The sequence below is a fragment of the Nocardia nova NBRC 15556 genome, assembly GCF_001613005.1.
In the GTDB taxonomy this organism is placed as follows: Bacteria; Actinomycetota; Actinomycetes; order Mycobacteriales; family Mycobacteriaceae; genus Nocardia; species Nocardia nova.
The window spans coordinates 1-13,486 of the sequence record NZ_BDBN01000076.1 but is presented as its reverse complement, the minus strand read 5'-3'; the positions used below and the strand labels follow the sequence as shown (position 1 = coordinate 13,486).

Genomic DNA, 13,486 nt, shown 5'->3' with positions numbered 1-13,486 from the left:
CCATCCTCTCCGAATCCGGGCTTGACGGGAAACTGCGTCCAACATACGCTAATTAGCGTCCAGCAGACACAGTTACTGACCGAGGGGTCCTCATGCGGAATACGACAGTTCTCATCTCCGGTGCGAGCATCGCCGGCCCGGCGCTGGCCTACTGGCTGCAGCGCTACGGCTTCGCCGTCACCGTCGTCGAGCGGGCGCCCGAATTGCGGCCCGGTGGTCAGGCCGTCGACTTCAAGGGCGCGACCCACCGCACGGTGCTCGAGCGGATGGGCGTCTGGGAGGAGATCCACCGCCGGCAGACCGGCAAGACCGATATGGTCCTCACCGACGCGGAGGGCCGCGAATTGGCCGTCATGTCAGGCGATTTCACCGGTGGCGATGTCGAGATCCTGCGCGGGGACCTGGCCGAGATCTTCTACGAGCGCACCGCGGACCGCTGCGAATACCTGTTCGGCGATTCCGTCACCGCGCTGCGCGAGACCGCTACCGGTGTCGAGGTGGAATTCGAGAGCGCGCCCGCCCGCACCTTCGACCTGGTGGTCGGATGCGACGGTATCCACTCCCGGGTGCGCGCGCTGGCCTTCGGTCCCGAGGCCGACTATGTCAAGCACCTGGGCTACTACTACTGCACCGCCGGTGCGGCCGGCTGGGGCCACGATCCGAACGGGCCGCGGCAGCGCAACCGCTCGCTCGCCTACAGCGAACCCGGACGGCTCGCGGTCCGCGGCGGCAACAAGGCCGCGCACATGTACATGTTCGCCGCCGATCGGCTCAGCTACGACCGGCGCGACGAAGCGGCGCAGCGGCGGGTGCTGGCCGAGGCCTTCGCCGGGGCCGGGGGACCGGTCCCGGCGATGATGGCCGAACTGTCCGGACTCGACTCCTTCTACCTGGACTCGATCGGGCAGGTCCGGATGAAGGGCCGCTACACCACGGGCCGGATCGCGCTGGTCGGCGACTCCGCGTACGGAAATACGCTGGGCGGCTTCGGAACCGGGCTCGCGGTGGTCGGCGCCTATGTGCTGGCCGGTGAGCTGGCGTTGGCCGCCGGCGACCACACCGCGGCCTTCGCGCGGTACGACGAACTGATGAAGCGCTACGCCAAGATCGCGGGCAACAGCAACGCCGGCCGCTTCCTCGCGCCGCGCACCGCCCGCGGGATCCGGATGCGCAACTGGTTCCTCGGCTCGCGCATGTTCGACCTGATGCTGAAGTACACCGACAATGCCGCCAACGACATCGAATTGCGCGACTATCCGGCGCTGGTGGCGGCCTGAAACGCACTTCCGGATCCGACCTCCCGGCGCGTCCCGGCGGCCGGATCCGGAGACCGTGTGATCAGTCCTGTTCCTCGACCTTCGCCATCGACAGCACGTCCAGCCGGCGATCGAGCTCCTCCTCCGACAGCTTCTCGCCGATCAATCCGCGATCGACGACCGTCTCGCGAATCGTCTTGTTCTCGCGCAGTGCCTGTTTGGCGACGGCGGCCGCTTCCTCGTAGCCGATGGCCGAGTTCAGCGGTGTGACGATGGACGGCGAGGACTCCGCGAGCCGGCGCAGCCGTTCGGTATCGGCGGTCAGGCCGGCCACGCACTTGTCGGCGAAGAGGCGAGACACATTGGCCAGCAACCGAATCGACTCCAGCACGTTGCGGGCCATCATCGGAATGTAGACGTTCAGTTCGAATGCGCCGTTGCCGCCGCCCCACGCCACCGCGGCATCGTTGCCGATCACCTGGGCGGCGACCTGCGTAACAGCTTCCGGCAGCACCGGATTCACCTTGCCGGGCATGATCGAGGAGCCCGGCTGCAGATCCGGCAGCTGGATCTCCGCGAGCCCGGTGAGCGGTCCGGACCCCATCCAGCGGATATCGTTGGCGATCTTGGTGAGACTGATGGCGATGGTGCGCAGCGAACCGGAGATCTCGACCAGACCGTCCCGGGCGGCCTGGGCCTCGAAGTGGTTGCGGGCCTCGGACAGTTCGTCCAGCCCGGTCGTCTTGCGCAGTTCCGCAACGACTTTCGCGCCGAAGCCGGCGGGCGCGTTGAGTCCGGTGCCGACGGCGGTGCCGCCGATGGGCAATTCACCGAGCCGCGGCAGCGCGGCGACCAGGCGTTCGGTACCGGCCTCGACCTGGCGGGTGTAGCCGCTGAACTCCTGGCCGAGCGTCACCGGGACGGCGTCCATCAGGTGAGTACGGCCGGACTTCACCACGGTTCGCCATTCGGTGGCCTTGTCCAGCAGTCGCAGCCGCAGATGATCCAGCGCCGGAAGCAGTTCCTTCACCACGGCCTCGGTGGCGGCCAGATGCGTCGCGGTGGGGAAGGTGTCGTTGGACGACTGGGACATGTTCACGTCGTCGTTGGGGTGCACGGTGATGCCGCGGGCGGCGGCCAGGCTCGCTATCACCTCGTTGGCGTTCATGTTCGAGCTGGTGCCGGAGCCGGTCTGGAAGACGTCGATCGGGAACTGGTCGTCGTGGCGGCCCTCGGCGATCTCGTTCGCGGCGGCGATGATCGCCTCGGCCTTCACACCGTCGAGCAGCCCCAGATCCCGGTTCACCGTCGCACACGCGGCCTTCAGCAGGCCGAGGGCGCGGATCTGAGCGCGTTCGAGGCCGCGGCCGCTGATCGGGAAGTTCTCCACCGCCCGCTGCGTCTGCGCCCGCCACAGCGCGTTCACCGGAACGCGGACCTCGCCCATGGTGTCGTGTTCGATGCGGTACTGCGTCTGGTCGTCGGTCATAACTCGACACTAAGCCGGTTGGCGGAGCGAGTGGGCTGCCACGCCTGAGGCTTTTCGCACAGTGCGGCTGGGCCGCCGGCAGGCAACAGCCCGCCGACGGCCCAGCCGCGTTCGGTGTCAGATGTAGATGTAGGCGACACCGTTACTGGTTCCGCCACCCGTCGCGGCCGTGATCTGCACTGTCCCGGCTACCCCCGCCGGGGCGACGGCGGTGATCTGGAAATCGGAGTCGACGGCGAACGAAGTGGCCGGCGTGGCACCGAAATTCACCGCTGTGGTGCCGGTCAGGTTTGTTCCGGCCAGAACGACGACTGTCCCACCGGCGGCCGAACCGGTATTCGGGACCGCCGCGATCAGGGTGGGCACCGCGACATAGGTGAAGGAGACACCATCCACCGTTCCCCCTGGGGTGGTGACAGTGACCAGCACCGTGCCGGCCGACTCGGCGGGAGCTACCGCGGTGATCTGGAGATCGGAGTCAACGGTGAACGATGTCGCCGGCGTGCTACCGAAATGCACCGCTGTGGCGCCGGTCAGGCCCGTGCCGGTGAGCACGACGTTCGTTCCGCCGGCAACCGGGCCAACGTTCGGCACCGCCGCGATCAGGGTAGGAACCACGACATAGGCATACGCGACACCGTTGCTGACGCCACCCGCTGTGGTGGCGGTTACCTGCACCGTCCCAGCCGTCCCGGCTGGGACGATTGCCGTGATCTGGGTCGCCGAGTCGACGGCGAAGGTGGCCGGTGTGGCACCGAATGCGACTGCGGTGGTGCCGGCCAGATTCGTTCCGGTCAGGGTGACGACGGTCCCACCGGTCACCGGCCCTGAACCGGGAACTATCCCGGTCAGCGTCGGAGCCGCGACATACGTGAAGGAGACACCGTCACCGGTACCACCCGCGGTGGTGACGGTGACCAGTACGGTCCCGGCCGTCCCGGCGGGTGTCACCGCCGTGATCTGGGTGGGCGAGTCGACGGTGAACGCGGCTGCCGGTGTGGCGCCGAAATTCACTGCCGTGGCACCTGCCAGCGCCGTGCCGGTGAGTACGACGGTGGTGCCGCCGGCGATCGGCCCTGAACCGGGAGCGATGGCGGTCAGGGCAGGCACGGCGACGTAGGTGTAGGCGACACCGTTACTCGTGCCACCCACCGTGGTGACGGTGACCTGCACCGTCCCCGCCGTCCCGGCGGGAGCGACCGCCGTGATCTGCGTGGCGGAGTCGACGGTGAACGACGATGCCGGAGTGGCACCGAAATCGACCGCTGTCGCGCCGGTCAGGCCGGTCCCGGTGAGTACGACCGTGTTCCCGCCTGCTACCGCGCCCACGTTCGGCGCCACCGTCGTCAAGGTGGGTACCGCGATGTAGGTGTAGGCGACGCCGTTGCTGGTTCCGCCCACGGTGGTGACCGTCACCAGTACGGTCCCGGCCGAATGTGCCGGCGCCACGGCCGTGATCTGGGTGGCGGAGTTGACCGTGAACGAGGTTGCCGGTGTGCCACCGAAACTCACGGCTGTCGCGCCCGTCAGGTTCGTGCCGGTCAGTACGACGGTGGTCCCGCCGGCGATGGGCCCGGAACTGGGAGCGACGGCGGTCAGGGTAGGCACGGCGACGTAGGTGTAGGCGACACCGTTGCTCGTACCGCCGGCAGTGGTGACGGTGACCTGCACCGTCCCCGCTGTTCCGGCGGGAGCGACCGCCGTGATCTGGGTGGCGGAGTTGACCGTGAACGAGGTTGCCGGTGTGGCGCCGAAGTTGACGGCGGTGGCGCCGGTCAAGTTCGTGCCGGTCAGTACGACGGTTGTCCCGCCGGCAACCGGACCGGCGCTCGGCACTATCGCCGTCAGAGTCGGCACCGCGACATAGGTGAAGGCGACACCGTTACTCGTTCCACCCGCCGTGGTCACCGTGACCTGCACGGTCCCGGCGGAATGCGCCGGGGTGACGGCCGTGATCTGGGTGGCGGAGTTGACCGTGAACGAGGTTGCCGGTGTGCCTCCGAAACTCACCGCTGTCGCGCCCGTCAGATTCGTGCCGGTGAGAACCACTGTGGTTCCACCCGTTACCGATCCTGACGCGGGGGAGATGCTGGTCAAGGTGGGCACCGCGGCGTAAGTGTAGGCGACACCGTTGCTGGTGCCCCCCGAGCCGGTGACGGTGACCTGCACGGTCCCGGCGGAATGGGCCGGGGCGACCGCGGTGATCTGGGTGGGGGAGTTCACGGTGAATGTCGTTGCGGTGGTGCCGAATCGGACCGTCAACGGGCCGGTGAATCCGGTTCCGGTGATCGTCACGTTGTTTCCGCCCGCGGTAGGTCCGGACGTGGGGGAGATCGAGGTGATGGTCGGAACGACGACGTAGACGTAGGTGACCGGGTTACTTGTGCCGCCGGGCCCGGTGACCGTCACGGATACGATTCCGGTGCCGGCGGGGGCGACGGCGGTGATCTGGGTGTCGGAATCCACAGTGAACGAGGTTGCCGGTGTGGCGCCGAAATTCACCGCGGTGACTCCGGTCAGCCCGGACCCGGTGAGCGTGACCGTCGTGCCGCCCGCGGTCGACCCCTGGCTGGGGCTGATGCTGTTCAACGCGGGAACGGCGAGGTAGGTATACGGCAATCCGTTACTGGTGCCCGCCGACGTGGTGACGGTGACCTGTACGGTACCGACGGATCCGGAAGGCGCGATCGCGGTGATCTGCGTCGGCGAATCGATCGTGAAAGTCGTTGCGGTAGCGCCGAATCGCACGGTAGTGGGGCCGGTGAACCCGGTACCGGTGATCGTGACGCTGGTTCCTCCGGTCGCAGGTCCGGACGTCGGCGAGAGTGAGGTGATGGTAGGCACGGCGTTTGCCTCCTGACTGCTGTGATGGGCAGCGCGGATAGCTGCCCGGGTTGCTCTGTGCTTCCGCTACTTCAATTAACGTCCGTGAAACATGCTGTGGGACGCTCTGCCCGGTTCGTTTTCGTCCGTTATCGCCTTTCCGTCCTGTTCCAAGATCAGCAAGCATCTTGTGCCGCAGCGTGTTTCGGCGTCGGTGCGGCCGTGCTCCGAGAGGACGAACGATCGGGGCGTCCGTGGCAGTTGTGGAAAACGGACGAAAACGGATCGGAGATCCGTTGCTGCCCAACGGTGTTAGGGGGCTTAATGGAAAGCGGGCCACCGATCGAGTAAGGCAACCATCCGGTATGCGGACACGCGGATCATCGCGTTCGCCGTGCCCGGAAAAAGGTCGCGCAGCTCATCGTGGTCGTGATGGGCGGGATCGGTAACGGAATTTCCTGCACCTGCGCCGGCGCAGTACCGGCTTCCAGCCGGTTGCCGCACGCGTCGGCGGCCCCGCGTGAGGTGCGGTTGTCGATCGAGCCGCCGCGGGGGCGGTGGTTGCAGGGGTAAGGGGGTTTCCTTGGCTACCGTTCTGAAGATGCTGCTGGCGCAACAGCATCTCACCAGCCACGCGGATTTCCTGGTGGCGTACGACACCTGCGCCGCGCGCCTCGATCCACCCATTCCGCCCGGCTACGGTCCGGCGAAGACCCAGTACTACCAGTGGCTTTCGGGCAAGATGGTCGGCCTTCCCCGTGACTACCACTGTCGGGTGCTGGCCGAGATGTTCCCCGGCTGGACGGTCGAAAATCTGTTTCGGACGGCGGATGCCACACCCCTCGGCACGGGAGCGCGCGAAACGGGTCCCGTGATCGACGTCGAACTCGAGGCTTTTCTCGGCGCCGAGATGATTTCCGGCGGAATAACTCTCGTCTACCCGTCCCTGGAGCTGCCCCTGCGATCCGTGCCGGCGCACCGGGCGGTCGATACTGCCGACCTGTGCGCAGTCGAGGGACGACTCCGCGCGTTCGCGGCCGATCATCGCTTGAATGTGCTGGCGGCATTGCCGGAGCGGGAGGTTCGCGGACTGCTGTATGTGTTGTCCATGCTTCAGCGCCGGACCGGCCTCTCGGCCGATGTCCGGAGCGACCGGGAGGTTGTCGCGCACGACGACCGGCCCTACATCGCCTTCGGGCTGACCGGAAACGCTTGCACACGGAGGTATCTCGACACCGCCGACCGGCGGCTGTTCACCCTCGACGACAGCGCCGCCGGATCGGAGCAACTGGCGTTGACCGACGGAAGCCGATTCGGTCCGAGCGGAGGACACAGCATCGGCATCATCGCGCGAGTGCGGACGAGCCCGGCGCTGCACCCCACCCGATACCGGATTTTCTGCGCCGGCTTGGGACCGAGAGGTACCACCGGGGCGAGCTGGTACCTCGCCAGCTCGTGGAGTCTCTTGCAGCGCCGAGTCAGTGACCACGAGTTCGTCGCCGTCATCGACGTCGGGGACGACGGCGACGAGACTGCCCGCCTCGAGTATCTGCTGATCGAATCGGAGCAGTGAGGCGCGAGTCCGGCACTGCGCTCCCACCCCCGAGCGCCGTCGAGGCAGATCCCTGTCGACGGGTTTCGGCCGCCTCGATTTTGCAGCGACGGAGGGAGGGAGCGCAGCGACTGACCGGAGGAGTGAAAAATCGAGGCCAAGAGGCCGAAACCCCGCCGGAGCGAAGCGGAGGCAGATATTTACGGCAGCGGCGGGATCGCGGTCTCGTCGCCGACGAAGTCGACCGAGGCGTACTCGTGCAGCTTGGTCAGGCGGTGGTAGGCGTCGATGATGCGCACGGTGCCGGACTTGGAGCGCATCACGATCGACTGGGTCGAGGCGCCGCCGCTGTAGTACCGCACACCGCGCAGCAGGTCGCCGTCGGTGACGCCGGTGGCGGAGAAGAAGACGTTCTCACCCGAGACCAGGTCCTCGGTGGTCAGGATGCGGTCGAGGTCGTGACCGGCATCGAGCGCCTTCTGCTTCTCGGCGTCGTCGGTGGGGGCCAGCTTGCCCTGCAGCGCGCCGCCCATACAGCGCAGCGCGGCCGCGGCGATGATGCCCTCGGGGGTGCCGCCGATGCCGACCAGCATGTCGGTGCCCGAATCGGGACGGGCGCAGGCGATGGCGCCGGCCACGTCGCCGTCGGAGATCAGGCGGATGCGCGCGCCCGCGTCACGGACCTCCTGGATGTGGCGAGCGTGGCGGGGCCGGTCCAGCACACAGACGGTGAGGTCGGAAACCAGCGAATTCTTGGCCTTCGCCACCCGGCGCAGATTCTCCGCGATCGGAACGGAGAGATCGATGACGTCGGCCGCCTCCGGGCCGACCGCGATCTTGTCCATGTAGAACACCGCCGAGGGGTCGAACATGGCGCCGCGTTCGGCCACGGCCAGCACCGAGATGGCGCCCGGCGAACCCTTGGACATCAGCGTGGTGCCGTCGATCGGGTCGACCGCGAAGTCGACCTCCGGACCGGTCCCGTCGCCCACGGCCTCGCCGTTGTAGAGCATCGGGGCCTCGTCCTTCTCGCCCTCGCCGATCACGACGGTGCCGCGCATGGAGACGGTGGCCACCAGTTGCCGCATCGCGTCGACGGCCGCCCCGTCGCCGCCCTCCTTGTCACCGCGGCCGACCCAGCGGCCCGCGGCCATCGCACCGGCCTCGGTCACCCGGACCAACTCCAGTGCGAGGTTGCGGTCCGGGGCCTCGCGGCGGCGACTGGTTGCGGGTGTGGGTGCCGTCATGACGGTGCCTCCTCGAGTTGTGTTTTGCTGCGTGAATTGTCGCAGAACGGTCGGATCGGCCATTCAGGTACTGCTGTTCCACTTCGAGGGAGGAGCGTCCGCGCCGGTGAAGGCGGCTGTGATGTCGGCCTCGTGGCCGGAGGGCGAGGCTCGGCGGCTTCGGCCGCGTGTGGATACTTGGGACGTGTCGCAGAAACCACGCATCCTCAACGACTACCGGGATCTGATCTGGTCGCTGATCCCGCTGGTACTGATCTGCGTGGTGCTGGCCGCGGTGGCCAGTCAGTGCAGCTTCTCCGCGCACGGGCCCACGCCCGGTCAGGTGCCGAATTTCGATGTCCAGTCGGCATTGCACGACGACGCGAAGGCGCTGCCCTTCCCGATCCGCGACCCCGCGGTTCCGGCGGACTGGAAGGCCAATTCCGGTAGTCGCGACACTGTGACCGGCACCGGTGGCGGTACCGTCAGCACCGTCGGTTTCATCACCTCCAACGGCACCTACCTGCAGCTGAGCCAGAGCAATGCGAGCGAGAGCGCGCTGGCCGCCCACATCGTCGACACCCGCAGTCCTTCCGGGTCCCGGATGGTGGGCAACCAGAAGTGGACCGTCTACCACGTGCAGGGCAGTGAGCCGGCCTGGATCTCCGACTTCGGGCAGAGCCGCGTGCTGCTCGAGGGCGCCGCGAACGAGGCGGCCTATCTGACGCTCGCGCAGGCCGTCGACGCCGCCGCCCCGCTGCAGCCCTGAGAATCGCCGCCCCGTGGCTCAGCGGTGGCTCACGACGTTGACGACCGTGCCGTCCGGATCGCGGACGAAGAATCGCCGCACACCCCACGGCTCGTCGCGCAGCGCGTAGACCACCTCGGCTCCGGCGGCGACCATCGTCTCGTGCGCGGCGTCCACATCGGCGACCTCGACGCTGATATCCGGTTGCGGCTCATCGGCATTCGCGCCGATCAGCAGGATCTGTGCGGTCGGATTGCTCGGTGAGGCCAGCCCGACCGCCCAGCCGAGATCCATCACCTCGTCCAGGCCCAGCGCCCGGTAGAAGGCGCGCGCCCGCGCCATATCGGCGACCCGCAGATCCGGGACGACACGACGGATGTCCATGCTCAATCCTGCGCTGCGCCGCGCCGCGACAGCGCGTCCTCTACCCGGCGGCGGGCTCCGGCGAGATGTTCCTCGCAGCGGTTGGCCAGCGCCTCACCGCGTTCCCACAGGGCCAGCGAATCGTCGAGGTCCATTCCGCCCTGTTCGAGCATCTTCACGACGTTGACCAACTCGTCGCGCGCGCGTTCGTAGCCGAAGGTCGCGATTTCGGCGTCTTCGCTCTCGGTCATGACGACTCCTCCTGTTCGGATGGCGGTGCCGGCCGGTCCGTAACCCGCTGAGCCGGCAGGGGATTCGCGAGTGCCTGACTGCCCAGGGCCGCGGCGCTGATCGCGCCGTCGGCGACCCGGATACGCAACTGCGTGCCCGGTGGGGAGTCGGCGACGGTGCGCACGACATGGCGTTCGCTACCGGTAACCCGTTGTACGACAGCGTATCCGCGCGCCAGGGTGGCGGCCGGGCCCACCGCGGTGAGCTTGTCGCGCAGATGCCGCGCGGTGGTGGCCTGGCTGGTGAGGCAGTGCTCGACCGCGCGGTGGGCCGCGGTCCGCAGCCGCTCGATCTCGTCGTGGCGCTGCTCCAGGATCCGCAGCGGATCGGCCAGCACCGGGCGCGACCGCAGCTGCTGCAACGCGCGCGCCTCGCGATCGACCCAGCCGCGCAGGGCGGCGGCCGAGCGGGCGCGCAGTTCCCGGACACCGGCGAGTTCGGCCGCGGCGTCGGGGACCAGCGTTTTGGCCGCATCGGTCGGGGTGGCCGCGCGCAGATCGGCGACGTAGTCCGAGAGCGGATTGTCCGGCTCGTGCCCGATCGCGCTGACGATCGGGGTGGTCGCGGAAACGATGGCGCGGCACAGGGTTTCGTCGGAGAACGGCAGCAGATCCTCGACACTGCCGCCGCCGCGCGCCAAGACGATCACCTCGACCTCCGGGTGATCGTCGAGCTCGGCCAGCGCGTCGAGTATCTGCGGCACCGCGGTGGGGCCCTGTACGGCGGTGTTGCGGATCTCGAAACGCACCGCGGGCCAGCGCTGCTGGGCCACGGTCACCACGTCATGCTCGGCGGCACTGGCGCGGCCGGTGATCAGGCCGATCACCTTGGGCAGGAACGGCATCGGCCGCTTCAGCCGCGGATCGAACAAACCCTCGGCCGCCAGCAGCGCCTTCAGCCGTTCGATGCGGGCCAGCAGTTCGCCGATACCGACGGGTCGAATCTCGGTGACGCGCAACGAGATCGTGCCCCGGCCGGTGAAGTACGACAGCTTGCCGTAGACCACCACCCGGCTGCCCTCCTGCAGCGGGACGGCCGAGGCGCGCAGCAGTTGCGGATCGCAGGTGATCGACAGCGACATGTCGGCGGCGGTATCGCGCAGCACCAGGAACGCGGTGCGGGTGCCGGGCCGCAGATTGATCTGGGTGATCTGTCCCTCCACCCAGACGCTGCCGAGCCGGTCGATCCACTGCGCGACCTTCATCGCGATGGTGCGCACCGGCCACGGCTGTTCGGCCGAGTTGGCGGGGCGGGCAGCAGAACGCGCCGGTTCCCCGGAGGCTCGGGCCCCGGCGGCCGGCGCGTCGGCGTGTGAGTCGGTCACTTGGCCTGCACGGTGGCGATCCGGTTCGTCAGCATGGTCACGAACGGCGCCCGGTCGAGGGTCTGCTGCTCGTAGGCCAGCAGGTCGGCCAACTCCTCGACGCTGAGCATGCGCAGCCGGGCCCGCAGCTGAGCCAGCGTCATGTTCGCGTAGTCGTACCGCCCGGCGACCTCGGGTTCGATCACGCCGCGCGATTGCGCCGGTGCGGACGCCGCGGTGCCGGCGGTGCCCGTTCCGGTGGTGTCCGTGTCCTCGCCGGTCGCCTCGGTGGCCTCCGCGCCGGCCGCCTCGGCGGCGGTGCTCTCCGCCGCGTCCGTTTCCGCGGTGGCCGCTTCGGTAGTGTCCGATTCCGCAGTGTGAGATGCGGCATAGCCGTTGGTCGGCGAGGGGGTGATCGAGGCCGTCGGTTCCGGGACGCCTTCGGCCGGGTCGGATTCGGCGAACAGATCGAAGCGGCTGAGCCGTGCGGCGAAATCGCTGTCGCTCCGCGCCGCGAAATCGCCGCTGCCGAACGGTTGCTCGTCGTCGAGATCCTCGTCGAACGTGGCCCATTCCGGCTGCTCCACCGGGCGATTGGCCAATCTGTCGAAGACCTCGTCACCCTTGAGGGCGAGGCTGGTCACGAACTGCTGCAGATGCATCGAGGTCTGCAGCAACTGGCTGATCGCCGTGATCGGCAGATGGATTGCCACAGTGGGTAACCGGCGAGTTTCCTCGAGGGCGTAGACGGCGGCCCCAGCGGCGACCCGGGCCAGGTAGGGAGGTCGGAACATGTCCCTAGCCTGCCCGAAACGGCCGGTGATGCAAAGAACAGAGTTCACGTGTTCCATTCTCGCGCGTCCCGTCGCACCGCCGCACCCGCTGTGCGCGGTCGGGACTTTCCCCGTCGGCCGGCGCACGTAAGCTGTGGGCATGTCCTCGGCTATCCCCCTGAATGTCGGAATCGCCCGGTCGGCCGATGCGGCCGGCACCGGCGCGGGCAAGCGGGTGCTGCTCGCCGAACCACGCGGCTACTGCGCGGGTGTGGACCGGGCGGTGGAAACCGTGGAGCGCACCCTCGAGAAGCACGGTGCGCCGATCTACGTGCGCAAGGAGATCGTGCACAACCGCCACGTGGTGGAGACCCTGCGCGAGCGCGGCGTGGTCTTCGTCGACGAGACGGACGAGGTGCCCGAGGGTGCGGTGGTGGTCTTCTCCGCGCACGGCGTGTCGCCGGCGGTGCACGAGTCCGCGGCGGCTCGCAACCTGCACACCATCGACGCGACCTGCCCGCTGGTGACGAAGGTGCACCAGGAGGCCAAGCGCTTCGCCCGCGACGACTTCGACATCCTGCTCATCGGCCACGAGGGCCACGAGGAGGTCGAGGGCACCGCCGGTGAGGCGCCCGACCACGTGCAACTGGTCGACGGCCCCGACGCGGTCGACGGCGTCGAGGTGCGCGACGAGAACAAGGTGATCTGGCTGTCGCAGACCACGCTCTCGGTGGACGAGACCATGGAGACGGTGCAGCGGCTGCGCAAGCGCTTCCCGAATCTGCAGGACCCGCCCAGCGACGACATCTGCTACGCCACCCAGAACCGCCAGGTCGCGGTGAAGGCGATGGCGCCGGAATGCGATCTGGTGATCGTCGTCGGCTCCCGCAACTCCTCCAACTCCAAGCGGCTGGTCGAGGTCGCCCTGAACGCGGGCGCCCGCGCGTCCTACCTGGTCGATTTCGCCCGCGAGGTCGACCCGGCCTGGTTCGAGGGCGTGCGGACCGTCGGCGTCACCTCCGGTGCCTCGGTGCCCGAGATCCTGGTGCGTGGCGTACTCGATCTGCTCGCCGAACACGGCTACGGCGAGGTCCAGCCCGTCACCACCGCGAACGAAACCCTGGTCTTCGCCCTCCCGCGCGAACTGCGCACCACCGGCCGCCGCTGAGCGAGCGCGGGTCCTACGAGACCCTCGCAACGCCAGGGCCCGTGCCATTGTCCGGCGACGCTCGCGGGGCGGTCGCGATGGCGATTCGCTCGCGGGACGGTCGGCGGCGTCCGGCGATAGGGCGCCGTTCACGTCCGGGACGTGTCGCTCAGCTGCGCGGGAGCTCGTCGACGCCGGTGCTTCCCGACCTCGAACCACGTTGGGAGCGTGCTGTTTTGCGGCACGTAACGGCGCGCGCCATCGAGACGATGAGTGGGCGTGGGGAATTCGGGGATGACCGCTACGGGCGCAGCCGTAACCGGTTCGGCGCCCGCGACGTTCGGCTCAGCGGTCGCGGTAGCGCACGTTCGGCCGAGGATGCGGGGGCACATCACTCGGCGGCTGCGGCCGGCCGCGACGAGGCTGCGGTTCGGCGACTCGCGTGCGTTCGGCGGTCCGGGTGCGCTCACCCGTGCGGGGATAGGCCGCGGCGGCGGAGACGCGCGGCGGGCGTT

11 protein-coding genes are annotated in these 13,486 nt (G+C 68.5%); 4 read left to right on the top strand and 7 right to left on the bottom strand.

Translation table 11 applies throughout. From position 1 onward, the window contains the following. Nucleotides 1-92: 92 nt before the first annotated feature. On the top strand, nt 93-1,277 hold the full coding sequence (locus NN2_RS26745) for an FAD-dependent monooxygenase (protein ID WP_063016966.1): 1,185 nt from the start codon (nt 93-95) through the stop codon (nt 1,275-1,277). A 61-nt stretch (nt 1,278-1,338) separates the two neighbouring features. Here the strand turns inward: NN2_RS26745 and NN2_RS26740 are convergent, their stop codons facing one another. Both NN2_RS26740 and NN2_RS26735 read right to left on the bottom strand, forming a co-directional pair. Beyond that, nucleotides 1,339-2,745 (bottom strand): class II fumarate hydratase, encoded by a 1,407-nt coding sequence (locus tag NN2_RS26740; RefSeq protein WP_063016964.1) that lies wholly within the window; start codon nt 2,743-2,745, stop codon nt 1,339-1,341. A 117-nt stretch (nt 2,746-2,862) separates the two neighbouring features. Further along, nucleotides 2,863-5,589 (bottom strand): beta strand repeat-containing protein, encoded by a 2,727-nt coding sequence (locus tag NN2_RS26735; RefSeq protein WP_218022060.1) that lies wholly within the window; start codon nt 5,587-5,589, stop codon nt 2,863-2,865. A 562-nt stretch (nt 5,590-6,151) separates the two neighbouring features. Between NN2_RS26735 and NN2_RS26730 the strand changes: the two genes are divergently transcribed. After that, nucleotides 6,152-7,141: a hypothetical protein gene (locus NN2_RS26730; RefSeq protein WP_156511475.1), complete on the top strand. Its 990-nt coding sequence runs from the start codon at nt 6,152-6,154 to the stop codon at nt 7,139-7,141. A gap of 179 nt (nt 7,142-7,320) precedes the next feature. Here NN2_RS26730 and glpX read toward each other — a convergent pair whose 3' ends face one another. Then, nucleotides 7,321-8,367, bottom strand: coding sequence for a class II fructose-bisphosphatase (gene glpX, locus NN2_RS26725; RefSeq protein WP_063017010.1), 1,047 nt, complete (start codon nt 8,365-8,367; stop codon nt 7,321-7,323). A 184-nt stretch (nt 8,368-8,551) separates the two neighbouring features. Here glpX and NN2_RS26720 point away from each other — a divergent pair, with 184 nt between their 5' ends. Then, entirely contained in the window at nt 8,552-9,115 is a 564-nt protein-coding gene (locus NN2_RS26720) for a DUF4245 domain-containing protein (protein WP_063016961.1), read from the top strand. Nucleotides 9,116-9,133: 18 nt separating this feature from the next. On the opposite strand, the gene NN2_RS26715 is transcribed toward NN2_RS26720, so the two are convergent. The 4 genes from NN2_RS26715 to NN2_RS26700 all read right to left on the bottom strand — a co-directional run bounded on the left by NN2_RS26715 (nt 9,134) and on the right by NN2_RS26700 (nt 11,845). Beyond that, a complete protein-coding gene (locus NN2_RS26715; RefSeq protein WP_030518610.1) occupies nt 9,134-9,478 on the bottom strand; it encodes a VOC family protein in 345 nt (114 codons plus the stop codon). A 2-nt stretch (nt 9,479-9,480) separates the two neighbouring features. Continuing rightward, nucleotides 9,481-9,708 (bottom strand): exodeoxyribonuclease VII small subunit, encoded by a 228-nt coding sequence (locus NN2_RS26710; RefSeq protein WP_063016960.1) that lies wholly within the window; start codon nt 9,706-9,708, stop codon nt 9,481-9,483. Continuing rightward, nucleotides 9,705-10,952 (bottom strand): exodeoxyribonuclease VII large subunit, encoded by a 1,248-nt coding sequence (gene xseA / locus NN2_RS26705; protein ID WP_218022062.1) that lies wholly within the window; start codon nt 10,950-10,952, stop codon nt 9,705-9,707. The genes NN2_RS26710 and xseA overlap by 4 nt, the downstream gene beginning before the upstream one ends. Nucleotides 10,953-11,068: 116 nt before the next feature. Then, nucleotides 11,069-11,845, bottom strand: coding sequence for a lipid droplet-associated protein (locus NN2_RS26700; protein ID WP_063016959.1), 777 nt, complete (start codon nt 11,843-11,845; stop codon nt 11,069-11,071). A 139-nt stretch (nt 11,846-11,984) separates the two neighbouring features. On the opposite strand from NN2_RS26700, the gene NN2_RS26695 reads away from it, so the two are divergent. After that, nucleotides 11,985-12,992, top strand: coding sequence for a 4-hydroxy-3-methylbut-2-enyl diphosphate reductase (locus tag NN2_RS26695; RefSeq protein ID WP_063016958.1), 1,008 nt, complete (start codon nt 11,985-11,987; stop codon nt 12,990-12,992). The last annotated feature ends 494 nt before the right edge of the window (nt 12,993-13,486 follow it).